14 protein-coding genes and 1 riboswitch are annotated in these 18,509 nt (G+C 66.3%); of the genes, 4 read left to right on the top strand and 10 right to left on the bottom strand.

The genetic code is table 11. The features are described 5' to 3' along the window. Window positions 1–419 precede the first annotated feature (419 nt). The 3 genes from ABE543_RS16110 to ABE543_RS16100 all read right to left on the bottom strand — a co-directional run bounded on the left by ABE543_RS16110 (window position 420) and on the right by ABE543_RS16100 (window position 4,353). Complete coding sequence (locus tag ABE543_RS16110) at window positions 420–887, bottom strand: hotdog fold domain-containing protein (protein ID WP_346475892.1); 468 nt, start codon at window positions 885–887, stop codon at window positions 420–422. Window positions 888–961: 74 nt separating this feature from the next. Beyond that, complete coding sequence (locus ABE543_RS16105; protein ID WP_065174795.1) at window positions 962–3,439, bottom strand: acyl-CoA dehydrogenase; 2,478 nt, start codon at window positions 3,437–3,439, stop codon at window positions 962–964. After that, window positions 3,436–4,353: an alpha/beta hydrolase gene (locus tag ABE543_RS16100; RefSeq protein WP_346475891.1), complete on the bottom strand. Its 918-nt coding sequence runs from the start codon at window positions 4,351–4,353 to the stop codon at window positions 3,436–3,438. The genes ABE543_RS16105 and ABE543_RS16100 overlap by 4 nt, the downstream gene beginning before the upstream one ends. A gap of 141 nt (window positions 4,354–4,494) precedes the next feature. Between ABE543_RS16100 and ABE543_RS16095 the strand changes: the two genes are divergently transcribed. Next, window positions 4,495–5,097 (top strand): TetR/AcrR family transcriptional regulator, encoded by a 603-nt coding sequence (locus tag ABE543_RS16095; RefSeq protein WP_053520195.1) that lies wholly within the window; start codon window positions 4,495–4,497, stop codon window positions 5,095–5,097. A gap of 139 nt (window positions 5,098–5,236) precedes the next feature. On the opposite strand, the gene ABE543_RS16090 is transcribed toward ABE543_RS16095, so the two are convergent. The 3 genes from ABE543_RS16090 to ABE543_RS16080 all read right to left on the bottom strand — a co-directional run bounded on the left by ABE543_RS16090 (window position 5,237) and on the right by ABE543_RS16080 (window position 10,225). Then, window positions 5,237–7,981, bottom strand: coding sequence for a TonB-dependent receptor (locus ABE543_RS16090; RefSeq protein WP_065174797.1), 2,745 nt, complete (start codon window positions 7,979–7,981; stop codon window positions 5,237–5,239). A 384-nt stretch (window positions 7,982–8,365) separates the two neighbouring features. Next, window positions 8,366–9,214 carry a hypothetical protein gene (locus ABE543_RS16085; protein WP_128990771.1) on the bottom strand — a complete coding sequence of 283 codons (849 nt, stop codon included), beginning with the start codon at window positions 9,212–9,214 and terminating at the stop codon, window positions 8,366–8,368. Between the two features lie 117 nt (window positions 9,215–9,331). Beyond that, window positions 9,332–10,225 carry an Hsp33 family molecular chaperone HslO gene (locus ABE543_RS16080; protein WP_346475890.1) on the bottom strand — a complete coding sequence of 298 codons (894 nt, stop codon included), beginning with the start codon at window positions 10,223–10,225 and terminating at the stop codon, window positions 9,332–9,334. Window positions 10,226–10,302: 77 nt separating this feature from the next. Between ABE543_RS16080 and mtgA the strand changes: the two genes are divergently transcribed. The 3 genes from mtgA to ABE543_RS16065 are packed head-to-tail and all read left to right on the top strand — an operon-like array spanning window position 10,303 to window position 12,508. Next, a complete protein-coding gene (mtgA, locus tag ABE543_RS16075; protein WP_053520199.1) occupies window positions 10,303–11,052 on the top strand; it encodes a monofunctional biosynthetic peptidoglycan transglycosylase in 750 nt (249 codons plus the stop codon). 45 nt (window positions 11,053–11,097) lie between these two features. Continuing rightward, window positions 11,098–12,117: a glycosyltransferase family 2 protein gene (locus ABE543_RS16070; RefSeq protein ID WP_065174800.1), complete on the top strand. Its 1,020-nt coding sequence runs from the start codon at window positions 11,098–11,100 to the stop codon at window positions 12,115–12,117. After that, window positions 12,077–12,508 carry a CBS domain-containing protein gene (locus tag ABE543_RS16065; RefSeq protein ID WP_053520201.1) on the top strand — a complete coding sequence of 144 codons (432 nt, stop codon included), beginning with the start codon at window positions 12,077–12,079 and terminating at the stop codon, window positions 12,506–12,508. The genes ABE543_RS16070 and ABE543_RS16065 overlap by 41 nt, the downstream gene beginning before the upstream one ends. A 315-nt stretch (window positions 12,509–12,823) precedes the next feature. On the opposite strand, the gene ABE543_RS16060 is transcribed toward ABE543_RS16065, so the two are convergent. The 4 genes from ABE543_RS16060 to ABE543_RS16045 form a co-directional block, all read right to left on the bottom strand. Beyond that, window positions 12,824–14,797: an AsmA family protein gene (locus tag ABE543_RS16060; RefSeq protein WP_128990773.1), complete on the bottom strand. Its 1,974-nt coding sequence runs from the start codon at window positions 14,795–14,797 to the stop codon at window positions 12,824–12,826. Window positions 14,798–14,882: 85 nt separating this feature from the next. Then, a complete protein-coding gene (locus ABE543_RS16055) occupies window positions 14,883–15,521 on the bottom strand; it encodes a hemolysin III family protein (protein ID WP_053519889.1) in 639 nt (212 codons plus the stop codon). A gap of 113 nt (window positions 15,522–15,634) precedes the next feature. Then, window positions 15,635–17,239, bottom strand: a complete 1,605-nt coding sequence (locus ABE543_RS16050; RefSeq protein WP_053519888.1) for a peptide chain release factor 3 — start codon at window positions 17,237–17,239, stop codon at window positions 15,635–15,637. A 66-nt stretch (window positions 17,240–17,305) separates the two neighbouring features. Next, window positions 17,306–18,190, bottom strand: a complete 885-nt coding sequence (locus tag ABE543_RS16045) for a M23 family metallopeptidase (protein WP_262218580.1) — start codon at window positions 18,188–18,190, stop codon at window positions 17,306–17,308. A 135-nt stretch (window positions 18,191–18,325) separates the two neighbouring features. Further along, a riboswitch (SAM riboswitch) is annotated at window positions 18,326–18,444 on the top strand. Window positions 18,445–18,509: the final 65 nt, after the last annotated feature.

Genomic DNA, 18,509 nt, shown 5'->3' with positions numbered 1-18,509 from the left:
GGTTTGGCCAGGCGGGTTGGGTTCGCGGTGGACGCCGCAAGTACGTCCCTGTAGGCTTGGCCGCGGCATCCATGCCGCGGACACCCCCGCGAACCCAACCCGCCCGGCCCCTGACAGTTTCCGCGGGCGTCCAGCCCACGGAGAAGAAAAAAAAGAGCAAACAGCAACACCAACAGCAAAAGCGGCCGATGGGCTGCTTTTGCTTCTGCTCTTCTTTTTTCTTCTGCGTGGGTTGGACGCCGCACAGATCTGTCAGAGGCCGGATGGGTCGGGCCGGGCGGGGTATCCGCGCCATGGATGGCGCGGCTAAGCCCCCAGGGATGGGTTCACGGCGTCCCCGCCTGGCTCGACCCATCCGGCCCAACCGATAACCGCATGCCGCGACCAACCCACGAGGGGCTGCGCCGTTGGCCGGAACCTCACTTGGCCGGCGACATCCACATGTCGATGACGGCGCTGAACACTTCGGTCCCTGCACGGTCGCGCACGCTCACCGTCACCGGCAGCGCATAGCCCTGGGCCGCGACCACGATCGGCTGCGCCGGCAGTGCCACCGCCTGCAGCGTGCCGCGTGCCTTGGCCAGGTACTGCACCTGCATGCCCTTGGGGATCCAGCGCATGCCCTTCGGCAGTGATGCATCAACCATCAGCCCGGCCGTCAGTTCGGCCAGATTGCACATCGCGATCGCGTGCACCGTACCGATGTGGTTGCGCACCCTGCGTCGGTCCGCCAGCGTACCTTCGCAGCGGCCGTTTTCCAGGCGGGTGATGCGCGGCGCGATGCTGGCGAAGTAGGGCGCCTTGAGGCACACCGCGCGCGAGAACAGCCAGGTGCCGGCAGGCCAGCGCTGCAGGCGGTTGTAGAGCGAGAGCAGGGGCGTGGACATGGTGGGATTCCGTTGGGCGGATAAAGCGACGGCGGGCCGAGGCCCGCCGTCGAGGCAACGCGTGTCGCGGGCGATCAAGCGGCCTGCGAGTGCGGGTCCTTGTGCTGGCGGTCGTAGTAGCTGGCCGCGCGCAGTTCGTGAGTGTCGAAGTCGTCCACGGTGATGGTGTCCAGGGTCAGCGTGCGCAGCTCTTCCAGCAGCGTGCGCTCGTCCTGGGTGATCACACCTTCGGCCACGGCTTCGTCCAGCTGGCTCTGGAAGTCCAGCGCCTCGATGCCCTTGCTCTTCAGCGCCTTCAGGAACTTGCGCTCCACCGGCTCGGCCATGATGGCCTTGGCCAGATAGCTGTTGATGCGGCCGCCCGGGTTGTTCTCGCACGGGGTCAGGAACACACCCTGTGCCAGGCGGTCGCGCGCTTCGTTCGGCGCCATCAGCAGAGCGGCGACGCGACGGCTCAGGCGATCACCCGGTGCTTCGGCGCGGCGGCCCAGCGGGAAGATCAGTGCCCACATCAGCCAGCCGATCGGACGGATCGGGAAGTTGCGCAGGGCGGCCGACAGCGATTCTTCGATCTTGTGCACGCTGTCATGGAAGGCCCACGCCAGCAGCGGCTGGTCGGCCTGCGGTGCGCCCTCATCGTGGTAGCGCTTGAGCATGGCGCTGGTCATGTAGATGTGGCTCAGCACATCGCCCAGGCGGCCGGAGAGCGATTCCTTGAACTTCAGCTTGCCGCCGAGCGTCATCATCGAGATGTCGGCCATCAGCGCCAGATTGGCCGAATAGCGGTCCAGCTTGCGGAAGTAACGGCGGGTGTAGGCATCGCCCGGGGCGGCACCGAAGCGGGCGCCGGTCAGGCCGAACCAGAACGAGCGCACGGCGTTGGAAATGCCGTAGCGGATGTGGCCGAACAGGCTGCGGTCGAATTCCTGCAGGCCGGCACGGGTATCCGGATCCTGTGCAGCCTTCATCTCCTTCAGCACCCACGGGTGGCAGAGAATCGCACCCTGGCCGAAGATCAGCAGGCTGCGGGTCATGATGTTGGCGCCTTCCACGGTGATCGCGATCGGCGCAGCCTGCCAGCTGCGGCCGGCGAAGTTGCGCGGGCCGAGGATGATGCCCTTGCCGCCGATGACATCCATCACGTCCGAGATCACCTCGCGGCTCATGCTGGTGCAGTGGTACTTGGCGATCGCCGACGGTACCGATGGCACGTCGCCGCGGTCGACGGCGGCAGCCGTGGCCTGCGACAGCGCGCTGATCTTGTAGGCCTTGCCGCCGATGCGGGCCAGTGCTTCCTCCACGCCTTCAAAGCGGCCGACCGACAGGCCGAACTGCTTGCGGATGCGCGCGTAGGCGCCGGTCACCGCAGCGCCGGCCTTGGCGCCACCGCTGGCGGTGGACGGCAGCGTGATCGAACGGCCCACGGCCAGGCATTCGTTGAGCATGTTCCAGCCCTTGCCGGCCATGGCAGCGCCGCCGATGAGCTGGGTCAGCGGGATGAACACGTCCTTGCCGCGGATCGGGCCGTTCTGGAAGGTCGAGTTCAGCGGGAAGTGGCGGCGGCCGATCTCGACGCCGGCGGTATCGCGCGGCAGCAGGCCCAGAGTGATGCCGATGTCGCGGGTCTCGCCGATCAGGCCATCCGGGTCGTACATGCGGAAGGCCAGACCGATCAGCGATGCGACCGGAGCCAGGGTGATGTAACGCTTGTCGAACGTCAGCCTGACGCCCAGCACCTGCTCGCCATTCCATTCGCCCCGGCAGACGATGCCGTAGTCGGGAATCGAGGTGGCATCGGAGCCGGCAAACGGGCCGGTCAGGCCGAAGCAGGGCACTTCACGACCGTCGGCCAGACGCGGCAGGTACTGGTCCTTCTGCTCCTGGGTGCCGTAATGCACCAGCAGTTCGCCCGGACCCAGCGAGTTCGGCACGCCGACGGTCGAGCTGACCACCGAGGATACCGAGGCCAGCTTCTGGATCACCTTGTGGTGGGCCAGCGCAGAGAAGCCCAGGCCGCCGTATTCCTTCGGGATGATCATGCCGAAGAACTTGTTCTTCTTGATGAAGGCCCACAGCTCGGGCGGCAGGTCGGCGTGGACGTGGGTGATCTCCCAGTCGTTGACCATCCGGCACAGCTCTTCCACCGGGCCGTCGAGGAAGGCCTGCTCCTCGGCGGTCAACTGCGGCTTGGGATAGTTGAGCAGGATGTTCCAGTCCGGATCGCCGGTGAACAGCTCGCCCTCAAAACCGACCGAGCCCGTTTCCAGTGCGATGCGCTCGGTCTGCGACAGCGGCGGCAGCACCTTGCGGAACACCTTCATCATCGGACCGGTCAGCAGCGGCTTGCGGATGAACGGCAGCAGCAGCGGTACGGCGATCACGGCCAGCACGGCGGCGGCGACGATCGTGGCGGTCTGGTTGACGTAGGGGATGAACCAGCAGGCGACCAGCAGCGCGGCGCTGATCAGCGTCCAGGTGACCAGCCGCATGCGGTGGTAGGCGGCGAATGCACCTGCCAGCAGCAGGGCAAGGAAGGGAAGAACGATGCTCATGAGCGTGCTCCGGTGACGTGCTCGTTTGTGACGGACGAAGCTGCGGCGTCCACCGCAGGCAACACGTCCAGATAGTCCAACACAGTAGCGGTAAAGGCGTCGTTGTCGTCGCCGGCGACCATGTGCGTGGCCTGCGGCAACTGCACGTGGCGCGCGTGCGGGGCCAGCGCCAGGAATTCGGCCACGGTCTGCGGCGTGACCAGGTCACTGCGACCCCCACTGACCAGCAGCATCGGGCACTTCACCTGCCGCGCGGCATCGGCCAGCGCATCCTGGTGCTGCTCGCTGTCGCGGGCCAGCTCGGCGACCAGGCGCGGATCCCAGTGCCAGCGCCAGCGGCCGTGACCATCCTCGCGCAGCAGCGCGCGCAGCGACTGCTCGGATTTGCGAGGCCGGTGCGGCATGTAGGCGGAAATCACGTCGGCGGCCTGGGCCAGCGAGGCGAAGCCATCGGGATGGGCGGTCATGAAGGCGAGGATGCGCTCCACGCCCGCGGTATCCCAGCGCGGGGTGATGTCCACCAGCACCATCGCCGAGAACAGGCCCGGCCAGCGCGATTCGGCCAGCAGGCCGAACAGGCCGCCCATCGAGGCGGCGACCAGCACCGGCGGGCGCGGCTGTTCGCCGGCCAGCACGATCAGGTCGTCGGCGAACTGCTCGCCGTGATAGGGCAGGTCGGCGGCATTCCAGTCCGAATCGCCGTGACCGCGGGCGTCGTAGGCCAGCGTCTGCAGGCCGGCAGCAGACAGCGCGCGGGCCGTGGCGTTCCAGGCATGCCGGGTCTGCCCGAAACCGTGGGCGAACAGCACCCGGCCGCGGCGGCCGTGATCGTTGGCCGTGGCGGCCAGCCGTGTGCCGTGCGCGGCTTCCAGACGCAGGTCGTGGAACGCAACGGGTGTGGGGGAAGTAACCATACTTGCTAGTATGGATCGGTTGCGGGGGATGTCAATACTGCATGGTATGGTGCGGCGCGTCAGGTGGCCGGTCTGCACAGCGGAGCCCTTCGGCTGCATCCGCGTACTGCAACGAACCCCGCCGTATGGTTAAATCACTCCATGAATCAACCTGACGCTTCTGCCGGCGAACCGCGCGCCGGCCGCAACAGCCGCCTGAGCGCCGAAGACTGGGCCCAGGCGGCCCTCGATCTGATTGCTGAACAAGGCGTGGGTGCCGTCGCGGTGGAACCGCTGGCGCGGCGCCTCGGCGTCACCAAGGGCAGCTTCTACTGGCATTTCCCCTCGCGCGACGCCCTGCTGCAGGCGGCGTTGGAGCGGTGGGAGCTGTTCGAGCAGGAGCAGGTGTTCGGCAGCCTGGAAGACGTGCCGGATCCGCGCGCGCGCCTGCGTCAGCTGTTCCAGATGGTGGCGCACGAAGTGCAGCCGCACATCATCTACAGCGAGCTGCTGAAGGCGCTGGACCATCCGATGGTGCGGCCGGTGATCGACCGCGTTTCGCAGCGTCGTCTCGATTACCTGATCGCCTCGTTCCGCCAGGCAGGCCTGAGCTCCACCGACGCACGCCATCGTGCGCGCCTGGCCTATGCGGCCTATGTGGGCTTCCTGCAGCTGTCGCTGCAACTGCAGCAGCCGAAGCAGGCGCGGGAGGATTTCGAGGCCTATGTCGAACACCTGATCGAGACGCTCATTCCGAACGGCTGACGGTTTCCGTTGCCCACGAAAAAGCCGCGACCTGATCGCGGCTTTTTTGTTGCCGGCGCAGGGTGGTACGCGCCGGCAGTGCAGAAAGAACAACGGCCCCTTGCGGGGCCGTTGCTGCAGTCATCGATCGATCAACCGATCAGAACTTCTGCTTGTACTGCATGTACATGTAGCGGCCCGGCAGGTCGTACTGCGGGTCGAACATGTTGTAGGACACCGTGTACGAGACCGGCGGATCCTTGTCCCACGCGTTGTTCAGGCCCAGCATGATGGTGCCCTTCCACGGGGTGTTGTAGCGCACCTGGATGTCGTGGTACGTGGTGGCACCAATGTGGTTCTTGCGACCTTCCGGATCCGAGCAGTAGGCACGGGTGGATGCGCCCAGCAGGCAGTCTTCGGTCATGCCCGACTTGTAGCGCAGGCCGTAGTTGACACCGAAGTCACCGTAGGACCAGTCGACGTACAGGTTGGAACGGACGCGCCAGTACGGATCCTGGTCCAGATAGCGGCCCTGACGGCCATCAACCGGAGCATCTTCGGTCGACTTGGTCTCCCACTTGCTCAGGTAGGTGCCGTCCAGGCTGACGGTGAACTGGCCGAACGAGGTTTCCGGCAGCTTGTACAGCACGCCCAGATCCCAGCCCTCCACCTTGTACGACGCCAGGTTCATCAGCGGCATGTCGACGTTGGTGATGGTGTAGCGCTCGTTGATGGTGCCGTAGTTCGGGTCACGCGTGATCAGACCGCAGTAGGCTGCCTGCTGCTGCGCGGTACCACCGTAGCAACGATCCATGATGTCGCCGATCGCCGGGCGGGTGATGGCGTCTTCGATCTTGATCTGCCACCAGTCCAGGGTCACGTTCAGGCCGGAGACGAAGCTCGGGCTCCACACCAGGCCCAGCGTCTTGCTGGTCGAGGTTTCCGGCTTCAGATCCGGGTTCGACTTCCAGGTGAACGGCTCGACGGTCTGCAGCGGGCCAGACTCGCCATCGGTGTTCGGCTGGACGAAGTTCGCCGGAACGCCCTGGGCGATACACTGCGCCAGCACTGCGCCGGTCGGGTTGTTGGCCCGGGCACACGGGTCGGCGTAGGTCTCGAACGAATCGGTGTCGCCGCGGTACAGGTTGTTGATGCTCGGAGCGCGGAAGCCTTCGGAATAGTTACCACGCACCATCAGGTCTTCGATCGGCTTCCAGCGGAAACCGAACTTGTTGTTGGTGGTGTTACCGAAGTTGCTGTAGTCCGAGTAACGGGTCGCCACGCTGAAGTCCAGCAGCTGGGCGCCCGGCAGATCGGCCAGGACCGGGATCGACAGTTCCAGGTAGAACTCGTCCAGGTCGTAAGCACCCTTGGTCGGCGCAGCGCCGTTGCCGGTGCTCAGGCCCGCTGCGATGAAGGCGTCGGGGTCGAACTGGCCGCTTTCCCTGCGGTTCTCATAACCGGCAGCGAAGCCCAGCGCACCGGCCGGCAGCTGCACGATCTCACCGGAGATGTTGGCGTAGTAGCTCTTCGACACCAGGCTGGCCGAATCGTGCGCGGTGAACGAGGTGTAGTCGAGTGCCGCCTGCGAGATCGAACCTTCGCCACCCAGCGGATTGATCGGTGCGCAGCCCGGAATGACGGCTCCGCCTGCGGTCAGACAGACAGCCTGGCCATCGCGGAGCGCCGACGGACCATACGCCTCATCCAGACGCTGGATGTTGAACAGGCCGTAGGTCAGGTCGTTCTGGTCGGTCTTGTCGTAGCGGTAGCCGACATCCCAGTCGAAGTTGCGGTCGGCGAACTCGAAGAAGCCTTCAAAGCCACCGTAGAAGTGCCAGTTCTTGACGTTCTGGTTGAACGAACGGCCGCCGGTTTCATTGAAACGACGGTTCACGCCGGTCAGGTCCTGGCCGTACGGGTTGTACATGCTGTCCGCGCTGAGCGTCATGCCCGTCACCGGCATGGCCGCCAGCAGCTGCTCGGACTTGCGCTCGTTGTACATCGCCTCGGTGCGGAAGGAGATGTTGTCCGTGATGTTGTACGAACCCACAGCGAACAGCGAGGTGCGCTCGTTCGGGGTCAGCAGGTAGTTGTCCGGCGCGGTGTTGTAGCCGTGCACGTTGCTGACGAACGGGGTTTCCACGCCATTGATGATGACGTAGCGCTGATCATTGCGGACGTAGGAGCCCGGGATGCCGGTGCCGCTCTGGCCGCTGAAGAACGGCGGGCCGCCAGCGGAGATCTTGCGATTGCCGGCCATGACCTCCTTCTCGTTCACGTAGGACGCACCCAGCACCAGCGACGCACGGTCGGTGGTGGTGCCGATGGTGAAGTCATAGGCTTCACGATCGCCGTCGCCCTGGCTGTACTGGCCCTTGTAGAAGTTTGCCTCGGCGCCGTCGAAGTTCTGCTTGGTGATGATGTTCACCACGCCGGCGATGGCATCCGAACCGTAGATGGTCGAAGCGCCGTCCTTCAGGACGTCGATGCGCTCGATCATCGCGGTCGGGATGGTGTTCAGGTCGACGCTGCCGTCCAGACCGGTGGTCCAGCGACGGCCGTTGACCAGCACCAGGGTGCGCTCGGCGCCGAGGTTGCGCAGGCTGACGCCGGCCGAACCGTCACCACCGTTGTTGAAGGTGCGGTTCAGTGCGGCACCGTTGGCGGCGACGCGCTGCAGGATATCGGCAACCGAGGTCACACCCTGCTTTTCGATATCGGCGCGGGTCAGGCTCAGGACCGGCTGCGAGGTTTCGATGTCGGTGCTCTTGATGCGCGAACCGGTCACCGAAATGCGATCCAGGTTGGTCGCTTCCTGCGCCTGGGCGGTTACGGACGTGGCCGCACCCGCGATCAGCGCGACGACAACAGCGTCACGCAGCTTGTTGGACTGGAAATTCATTGGCTCTCTCTCTCCAAGAAATCTTGGCTGGGGTTATGCCCGGCGGGGAAGCGAAAGTGCGCTTCCAAATCGCGAGGCTGAGCCGATAGTAGCGGGCGCCTGCAAAGAATTAAAGCTGTGTTAATCAAAGCTGTGATTTGTGTAAATTCATGGAATGTCAATACTTTTCAACGACTTGCAGTAGGGTTTGTGGCATGGTGCCTCGTTTGTTAAAAAAAAATGATGAAAAAAGTTTCCATTGATATGTATCGAAACATGTCGCGGCGGCGAGAAACGCACACATTGCGACAGCGCCGGAGGGGCGCAGAGGGAGTGCGGCACACGCAAACGCAACGGGCGCCTTCCCGCGCCCGCGATGTCACTGCATGAGGGAGGTACGAGCGGTCAGAGATCCTGCTCGTAACGCACATACGGCACGGTGCCGTCGTCGTTGCTCTCGTTGCGTGGAGAGAAGGGGTTCTTGCCGCGGCTGATCACGTTCTCGGCGCCGACGGTGAGCTGGCCGGACCACGGCGTCCGCCAGGTCAGGCCGATGCCCAGACCTTCCCACTTGCCAGGGCGGCCGGGCACGTCGACCACGCGGCCGATGATGCTGCCGGTGAAGTTGCCGTAACCGGCGCCGAGGCTGAGGCTCTTGCTGTCCCAGCGATCGACCAGGGCCGGCGAGGCATCGGCCAGCGGAACCAGGCGTGCCTTGGCGTAGGTGCCGGCGATGGACACGAATCCTTCGCGGCCGATGTTCTTCTGCGCGAACACGGTCAGGTCGTTCTGCTCGGCACGCAGCGACGGCGTCTTGTTCGGGCCGGCCAGCCAGGCGGGCAGTGTTTCGCGACCGGTACCGGCGGTGATGCCCAGGCGGCTGCTGCCCCGGTTCAGGGCAGCCGTGCCGGTGAAGCGGCGGCTGCTGAGGTCATCGTCGTCGCCCAGGCTGGCCAGCATGCAGTGGCTGGCCAGACCGCTGATGCTGGTACTGCTGCTGTTGCTGCAGAGCAGGCCCAGCGAGTCGCCCGACGACAGGCCAAAGGCCGCGTCCAGCGAATTGCGGCCGAAATGCCAGCGGGCGCCGGCGGCCTGCTCACCGGTGGGTTCCAGGTAGAGCAGGGCTTCGACCTTGCCGCTGCCCTTGTTCCACACCGGCAGCACCGTGCGGGTGTCCTTGCTCTGCGCATGCGCGCCCGCGACCGCGCCAAGGGCGATCAGCAGGGCCAGCGGTAGACGCAGATAGGTACGCATCGGACCAGTTCAGACAGGGACAGACAACGGAAGTTCCCGCAGGGGCGGGGACTCGATCCTAGGGTGTTTATGATTTCTTAACAAGCCTTGATCCTCCCCAGGTGCAAGACCCGCCGCTTACTGAAGGCGTTCAGGTGCCGGAACAGCCCCCTCGGCACCGTGGAACAGTATGCCGAACTCCGTCAACGGGAAGTGATACTCCCGTCCGCAGAATTCGCAGCGGACTTCGACCTCACCTGTGGCTTCGGCCGCCGCCCGCGCCTCTTCCTCGCCCAGCGACTGCAGCATCGAGGCAACCCGCTCGCGCGAGCAGGAGCAGGCAAAGGACAGTGGCTTGCTGCCCATCAGCTCCGGGTTCTCCTCATGGAACAAGCGGTGCAGCAGCTGCTCGGCGGGAGTAGCGAGCAGTTCGGCCCTGCCCAGGGTCTCGAACAGGGCACTGGCGCGTGACCAGCCATCTTCGTCGCCCTCGTCGCCGGGCAGTTTCTGCAGCAGAAGGCCGCTGGCCCCCGTGCGGTCGGCGGCCAGCAGCAGTCGCGTCGGCAACTGCTCGGACTGCCGGAAGTAGTCCTCGAAGGCCTCGTCCAGTTCCGCGGCGCTGAGCCCGACCAGGCTCTGGTAGCGCTGCGGTTCGCGCGGGTCCAGCCCGGGGTTCTCGATGGTGATGGCGAGGAGGGCGTCATCGCCCAGGCTGGACAGGTCGCGCGGCGCGTCGGCGCCCTCGCTGAGCTGGGCGATGCCGCGCAGGGTGCCGGCGGCGGTGCATTCGGCGAACAGCGTGCGCAGCGTGGTGCTGCTGCGCAGCTGGATGGACAGGCGGCCGTCGACCTTGGTGTGGCCGGTGAACAGCGCCGAGGCCACGCAGGCTTCGCCGAGCAGCTCGGCTGCGGCATCCGGGTAATGGGCATGGGACAGGATTTCCTGCCAGGTGGTCTGCAGGCGCACGTGTACGCCGCGGACACCCGCGTCGGGAAGCAGGAAGCGGATCAGGGAATCAGGTTGGGCGGTCATCGGCTCACATCGCGCGGAAACAGGGGTGGTTGCCGGATAATGCGCCGACAGCCAGGCAGAAGAAGGATGCACCACTAATGGGGGCAGGGGGAGAGCAGGACAAGGTGAAGGTGGCCGGGGACGTTCCGCGCCGCCGGCGTTGGCACTGGAAGCGGCTGCTGTGGCTGCCGGTGCTGTTCGTGGCCTTCAGCTGCCTGCAGGTGCTGGTGCTGCGCTTCGTGGATCCGCCCATTTCCAGCGTGATGCTGTGGCGCTACGGGGAGGCGCTGGGGGCGGGCGACTGGGCCTACCGGCTGCACTACCAGTGGCGGGATCTGGACCAGATGGCGCCGAGCCTGCCGATTTCGCTGGTGGCGGCCGAGGACCAGCGTTTCCCCGAACACAGTGGGTTCGATCTGCAGGCCATCGAGAAGGCGCGTGACCACAACGCGCGGGGCGGCCGGCTGCGCGGGGCCAGCACCATCAGCCAGCAGGTGGCCAAGAACCTGTTCCTCTGGCAGGGCCGCAGCTGGATCCGCAAGGGCCTGGAGGTCTGGTACACGGTGCTGATCGAAACGTTGTGGCCCAAGCAGCGGATCCTGGAGATGTACGCGAACATCGCCGAGTTCGGTGACGGCGTGTACGGTGCGCAGGCGGCGGCGAAGACCTTCTGGGGCAAGGACGCCGCGCGCCTCAGCCCGGCCGAGAGCGCACGGTTGGCGGCCGTGTTGCCGGCACCGCGGCGCTACAGCGCGGCCTCGCCCGGTCCCTACGTACAGCGTCGCGCCGCGTGGATCCAGCGCCAGGCCCGGCAGCTGGGCGGCGCTGCGTACCTGGCCGAGGACTGAGGCGGGCGTCTGCGCCGCTCCGCACTGGCGACGTACAATCCGGGCATGATCCGTGAACGCCTCACCGTCGTCATTGCCGCCTGCAACGAAGCTCTGGCGCTGCCGGTACTGCACCCGCGCCTGTGCGCGGTACTGGATGCGATGCCGGACATCGATGGCCACATCCTTTACGTGGACGACGGCAGCCAGGACGGAACCTGGGAGGTGATCGCCGCGCTGGCGCAGTCCGAGCCACGCGTGTCGGCGCTGAAGCTGTCGCGCAATTTCGGCAAGGAGGCCGCGCTGACCGCCGGGCTGGATCTCGTCCGCGAGGGTGCGGCGATGATTCTCGATGCCGATGGCCAGGATCCACCGGAGCTGCTGCCGCAGTTCGTGGCGCGGTGGCGCGAGGGTTATGACAACGTCTATGGCACGCGCCGGGCGCGCGCGGGCGAGAGCTGGGTCAAGCGTGCGACCGCGGCGATGTTCTACCGGGTGATCGGCCGCCTGTCGCGCACGCCGATTCCCGCCGATACCGGCGACTTCCGCCTGCTGTCGCCACGCGCGCTGAGCGCGTTGCGTGAAATGCGTGAGCGTCACCGTTTCATGAAGGGGCTTTTCAGCTGGGTTGGCTTCCGCCGGGTGGCGGTGCCGTACCAGCGCCACCCGCGGGTGGCCGGCAGCAGCAAGTTCAGCCTGTGGCGGCTGTGGAACTTCGCGCTGGAAGGCATCACCGGTTTCTCCACCGTGCCGCTGCGCGCGGCCACCTATCTGGGCCTGGCCACTGCGGCGGTGGCCTTCGTGTTCGGTGTCTGGGTGATCGTGAAGGCCGCGATGTACGGCGACCGCGTGGCGGGCTGGCCGACGATGATGGCGGTGATCCTGTTCCTGGGCGGCGTGCAGCTGATCGCGCTGGGCCTGATCGGCGAGTACCTGGGGCGCCTGTATGAGGAGTCCAAGCAGCGTCCCCTGTACCTGGTTGACGCCTGGCTAGCATCGTCCGTGGCAGACTCCGTCGTGCAACCCACCCTGGGAGGGCAGGCAGATGACGTCGGTACGGCAACTGTTGGACGGCAAGTCCCCTGAAGTGCATGCGGTCGCGCCCGGCGCGGCGGTGATCGATGCGATCCGGCTGATGGCCGAAAAGGGCATCGGTGCGGTGCTGGTGATGGAAGGGCCGCGACTGGTCGGCATCCTGTCCGAACGTGATTACGCCCGCAAGATCGTGCTGCGCGATCGTTCCTCACGCGATACGGCGGTAGCCGAGATCATGACTGCGAAGGTGGTGACGGTGGCGCCCGGCGAACAGGTCGAACATTGCCTGCAGCTGGTCACCGATTACCGTATCCGCCATCTGCCGGTGGTGGAGGGGGGACAGGTGCTGGGCGTGATTTCCATCGGCGATCTGGTGAAGTCGGTGATCGATGCACAGCGCCGCGAGCTGGACCAGCTGCAGCAGTACATCGTGGCGGGATGAGTTTTCGCTGGCGGGCCCGCCGGCCCGCTGTTCGGAGCCGAAGCCGAAGCCAAAGCCAAAGCCAAAGCCAAAGCGGCGCCTTGCTGATGCGCCGGAAGGCGGAGGGCATGGCCGTGCAGGACACGCCGTAAACCCATCCATGGGGGCTCGATGGCGCCATCCATGGCGCCAACGGTCCTGCACGGCCATGCCCTCCGCTTCTGGATACATTGCTGGGAACGCGGTGGGTAGCGGCCAGCCTTGGTTGGCAACACCTTGTGGTTCCGCGCGTGCCTCTCAATTCGCGATCCATACAGCCGCCGCGAACAAACGTGCCTACTTCGCGTACTGGCCGCCGCAGTCGGCGTCCTTGCCGGGGCCCAGTTCGATCGTGGCCAGCAGTGCGGCCGGTGGCGCGATGCTTCCCAGCGCCAGGGCGACCGCACCGCGGACGCCGAGCGCCTTGAAGTCCGGGCGGAACGAAGGATCCTTGAACGTTCCCGCGATGTGCAGCGGCGAGCGCAGCACGAGGATGCTGCGGTCCTTCGGCCGTGGCTTCAGCAGCAGGTCCAGCGACTCATCGCGCAGGCTGACGGTGCCTTCGCCGAGAATCAGCGTGTCGGTGGTATCGACGGCGAACGTGCGGCTGGTCATCAATCCCTCGCGTACGCCGAAGTCGGCAAAGGCGCAGCGCAGCGGAATCTGCTTGTCGCCGGTCACCAGGAACTTGACTGCCTCGGTGATGTCCAGCCCGGCCAGTTCCATCACCAGATTGCCGACGTGGCCACGTCCCATTGCCAGGCCCACATCGCCATTGCTGCTGCCCAGCATGGCGGCGATCGAGTTGCCGCGGCCGCTGAGGTCGATTTCGCCACCGATGCCGCCCTTGGCCTGCTCGGCCAGCTTCGCATCCGGGAACAGTTGTCCCAGCTGCACGCCGCGCACGCTGGCCTTGAGCGCGGTGGCGATCTGCGGCTGCCGCGCATCCATGCGGATCGTGCTGCGGATGTCACCACCGGCCACACCGAAGTTCAGCGGGTCCAGCCGCAGCACGCCATCGTCCAGCAGCAGATGCGCATCCATATCGTCAAGCGGCAGCGATGGTGCGTTGATGCGATGTGCCTTCCAGCGCACATCGGCATCCATCGCGCGCAGCTTGCCGAGATTGTACGGAGTGTCCGGCAGCACCCTGGTACGCGCCGCCACGCGTGCGGCCTCGGCCTTCTGCTCGGCGTTGGCGGTCTCGCCGCCACCGGTTCTGGGCGGGGCGCCGACAAAGCCGGCCAGGTCGTCGAAGTCCAGCCGGCGGGACTCCAGCGTGGCCGTCAGGCGCGGGCGCGCACCACCTGTTTCGAACTTCACATTGCCGCCGAGATCGCTGTCGCCGACCTTGCCGGTGAACTGCTCGTAGCGCCACACGTTATGGTCGCGCTTCAGGCGCCCCTCCAGGGCATAGGGCGGCGAAGGCGGAATGGCGATGCCCAGCAGGGGATACAGGTCGGCCAGATCCTGGCCACTGAGCGCGAAAGCGAGGTCGAGCACCTGCAGCTGGAAGGGATTGGTCAGAGTGCCACGGGCGACGGCATGGGTGGCACCTGCACGCCCATCAAGATGGATGCGGAAGGGATGATCGCTGTCGGTCAGTTCCAGCGGAGATTCGGTGCCGCCGCGAAGGGTGAAAGGATTGCCCTGCCAACGACCCTTGCCCTGCACCAGCAGGGGCGGCGCGGCATCCGCCTGCCTGGGCCGGCCACTACGCACATTGACATGGATGTCGGTGCGACCCGCCGCGTCGATGAACTGCAGGCGGCCGTCATCGATACGCAGCCGCTTGAGCTGGGGCGTGGCGCCGCCGCGGCTGTCACCCAGGAAATCCCAGTTGCCCGGCTCGCCCTTGCGTGGGGCGGTTTCCAGCAGCACGTCGGGACGGGTCAGGCGGATCTCGGGGAGCTGCACGCTGCCCCGCAGCAGGGGCCACACCCGCAGGTCGATTTCGACCCGGTCGGCACTGGCCATGTTCGGCTGCTTCGCCCATGACGCATTGGCGAACGTGACGGTGTCGGCGCGGATCGTGCTGGTACGGCCGAGGTCGACATCCAGGTGGCCGATCTGCAGCACGCGGCCGGTCCGCGCCTGTACCGCCCGCTCGACCGGCCCCTTGAACCAGTTCCAGTCCCAGAGCGCGATCAATACCAGGATGGCCGCCAGCAGGAACACCAGCACCGCCAGCCAGCGCTGGCCTCGCGGGCCAGGGCGGCGGAAGCGCCAGCGCGACGGACGCGGCGGAGCAGGGGAGGCAGTCGCATTCACGCTGCCATGGTTGCCCTGCGCGGGTGGACGCAGCGCGAAGCGTTCATGTGCGCGGTGTGCACATGAACGCGTGTGGCACGGATATCTACAGCACCTGCATGGTCACCGCGACGAAGTGGCAGACACTGCCGCCGATCACGAACAGGTGCCAGATCGCATGCGAATAGGGGATCGATTCGCGGTGATAGAAGTAGGTTCCCAGCGTGTAGGAGATACCTCCGGCCAGCAGCCAGCCCAGCGTCCAGCCATCGATGGAGGCCAGCATGGGCTTGACCGCGACGATCACCAGCCAGCCCATGGCCACGTAGATGGCGGTGGACAGGCGCTTGAAGCGGCCGGTATAGAACAGCTTGAACACCACGCCGGCCAGGGCCAGCGTCCAGATCGCGGCGAACAGACCCCAGCCCCACGGGCCGCGCAGGCCGATCAGCGTGAACGGCGTATAGGTACCGGCGATCAGTACATAGATCGCGCAGTGGTCGAAGACCTTCAGCCTGCCCTTGGCAACCGGATGCTGGATGGCGTGGTAGAGGGTGGAGGCGGTGTACAGCAGCAGCAGCGCGATGCCGAACACGATCGCACCTGCCAGTTGCCAACCATCGCCGTAGATGGCGGCCAGGGTGATCAGCACGGCACCCGCACCGAGCGCCAGTACGGCGCCGAGACCGTGGGTCAGCGCACTGGCGATTTCTTCGCGGATCGAAGCAACGGAAGTCGAGGACATGGCGTAGGCATCATTCGCGGGGAGGGGGACCCGCGCCCCCCTATCATCGCCGCGATGGCGGGCGCATGCACGCCCGCCTCCACACGGAAGTCCGATGTCCTGACTGGCCGGATTCAGCCAGCGGTTAGGGTGTGCGCGGCCTCGCGGGTGGCGGCAAAGCGCACGTCGGGCGCGCGCTCCTGTGCCAGCTGCAGGTTGACCCGGGTCGGCGCGAGATAGACCAGATGGCCGGCGGCGTCCAGCGCCAGGTTCAGTGCGTTCTTCTCGCGGAACTCTTCCAGCTTCTTCTCGTTGCTGCAGTGGATCCAGCGCGCCGTGGTGACGCTGACCGGCTCGAAGGTGGCTTCCACGCCGTACTCGTCCTTCAGGCGGTAAGCGGCCACGTCGAACTGCAGCACGCCCACCGCACCCAGGATCAGATCGTTGCTGGTCAGCGGCCGGAAGAACTGGGTCGCGCCCTCTTCGGAGAGCTGGGCCAGGCCCTTCTGCAGCTGCTTGAGCTTGAGCGGATCGCGCAGGCGCGCACGGCGGAACAGCTCCGGGGCGAAGTTGGGGATGCCGGTGAAGGTGACGGCCTCGCCTTCGGTGAAGGTATCGCCGATGGAAATGGTGCCGTGGTTGTGGATGCCGATCACATCGCCCGGCCAGGCCTCGGCGGCGATTTCACGGTCGCTGGCCATGAAGGTCAGGGCGTTGGCCAGCTTCATCTCCTTGCCGGTGCGCACGTGGAAGGTCTTCATGCCCGCGCTGAAGCGGCCCGAGCACACCCGCATGAAGGCGACGCGGTCGCGGTGCTGCGGGTCCATGTTGGCCTGGATCTTGAACACGAAGCCGGTCAGCTTGCTCTCTTCCGGGGCGATCTCGCGGCCGGTGGTGGCGCGTGCCTGCGGCGATGGCGCGTGCTCGACGAAGAAGTCCAGCAGGGGCTGCACGCCGAAGTTGTTCACGCCCGAACCGAAGAACACCGGCGTCTGCTTGCCCTCGCGATAGGCCTGCAGGTCGAACGGATGGCTGGCGCCCTGCACCAGCTCCAGTTCATCGCGCAGGTCGGCCAGCATCTGTACGCCGATCTTCTCGGCCAGGCCGGGAGCGTCGATCGACGGGAAGATGGTCGAATCCTGGCGGGTGAAGTTGCGACCCGGTTCGTACAGGTGCACCTCGCCGGTCAGCAGGTGGACCACGCCCTTCAGGCGCTGGCCCATGCCGATCGGCCAGGTGACGGGCGCGCACTGGATGCCCAGCACGGTTTCCACTTCATCCAGCAGTTCGATCGGATCCTTGCCCTCGCGGTCGAGCTTGTTGATGAAGGTCATGATCGGGGTGTCGCGCAGGCGGCACACTTCCATCAGCTTGATGGTGCGCTCTTCCACGCCCTTGGCCACGTCGATCACCATCAGTGCCGAGTCCACCGCTGTCAGCACGCGGTAGGTGTCCTCGCCGAAGTCGGCGTGGCCGGGGGTATCGAGCAGATTGACGATCTTGCCTTCATACGGGAACTGCATCACCGAGGAGGTGACGGAGATGCCGCGTTCCTTCTCCAGTGCCATCCAGTCGGAGGTGGCATGGCGGGCCGCCTTGCGGCCCTTGACCGAGCCGGCCATCTGGATCGCGCCTCCGAACAGCAGCAGCTTTTCGGTCAGCGTGGTCTTGCCGGCGTCAGGATGGGAGATGATGGCGAAGGTGCGGCGACGCGACGCTTCGGTGGCGACTTCGGACATGGCAGTGGCGCCCGCCCGGGGCGCTTTTCAAAGAGATAAGCGCCTGATTATACCGGCCGTGGCCGGTCAGCGCCCGGCCGCGCCCTCGGTATCACCCTGGCGGGCGAACTGCAGCTGTCCCTGGGAGGTGAAGATGCGCACGGGTACCGAGCGCAGGGCCATGCCGCGGTTGACCTGCACCACGAAATGCAGGTGCGGGGCGCTGCTGTAGCCGCTGTTGCCGGACAGGCCGATTGGTTGTCCGGCCTGCACGGCCTGGCCACGACGGACGCGCATGCCGCCTGCCTGCAGATGGCCGTACAGCGCCATGCTGCCGTCGCTGTGCAGGACACGGATGAAATTCGCCCTGCCGCCGTCGCGCTCGCGGTCCTGGCCGTTGCCGCGGAAGCCGTCCTGGATCTGCATCACGGTTCCCTCGCGCGCGGCCAGCACCAGCGTCGCCTCGGGCAGGGCGAAGTCCACGGCGTCGCGGTTCTCCTCGTCATCGTGGCTGAACCGGCCCTGCGGCGCCTGGTCCACGCGCAGGCGTGCGGCGTCGAACGGCAGGCGGTAGGCCACGTCTTCGGCGCGGGCGTCGGGACGGCCCGGTACCGACTGCAGGCGTACGTCGAGCGTGCTGCCGCCCACGGGCGGGGGCAGGTGACCGACCACGAAGCTGCTGTCGCCCTGCACCAGCGACCGTACCGGCAGGCCCTCGATGGGGCGCCCGGGTCCAGCGCGCAGTTCAACCTGTAATGGGCCGGCCAGGGTGTTGTCGATCCGGGCCTGCCAGTATTCGCCCACCTGCTGCAGCCGCAGTTGCGCCATGGGGGCCGCCTGGCCGATGCCCTGCGTGCTGGGCGCGGGGGCCGGTGAGGGCACCAGGCCCCAGCCCTGCCGCCAGTCGGCCGCTCCGGCGGTGGTGCTGATCAGCAACGGCAGCAGCAGGCAGGACAAGGGCAGGCGCGGCATCGGGCGTTCCGGACAGGGGGACCGCCGCGACTGTACCTGATCCGCAAAAGGTGGGCCGCAGCGATCGCTCCGGGTATTCATCGCTTTATCCGCATGAAGGGATTGACATGCGCGGAAAGCGATGGCATCGTGGCTCCACCATCGAGACCGGCAGAGGGACAGGCCCTTTGAAGCCGGGGCAGCCCGCAGGCGCGCAAGCGCCGGCGTAGGTGCCAAATCCTGCGGGGACCGTGGCGTCCACCGGAAGATGGTTCGAACCATGCACCGCAGGTGCATCTCGAACGCGAGCCCCGCGAAGGCTCGATGGCCGATTCCCCTA

This window comes from Stenotrophomonas sp. TWI169 (assembly GCF_039674705.1).
GTDB lineage: Bacteria > Pseudomonadota > Gammaproteobacteria > Xanthomonadales > Xanthomonadaceae > Stenotrophomonas > Stenotrophomonas maltophilia_P.
The sequence above is the reverse complement of the archived record's forward strand: the minus strand, read 5'-3'. Positions and strand labels throughout refer to the sequence as shown.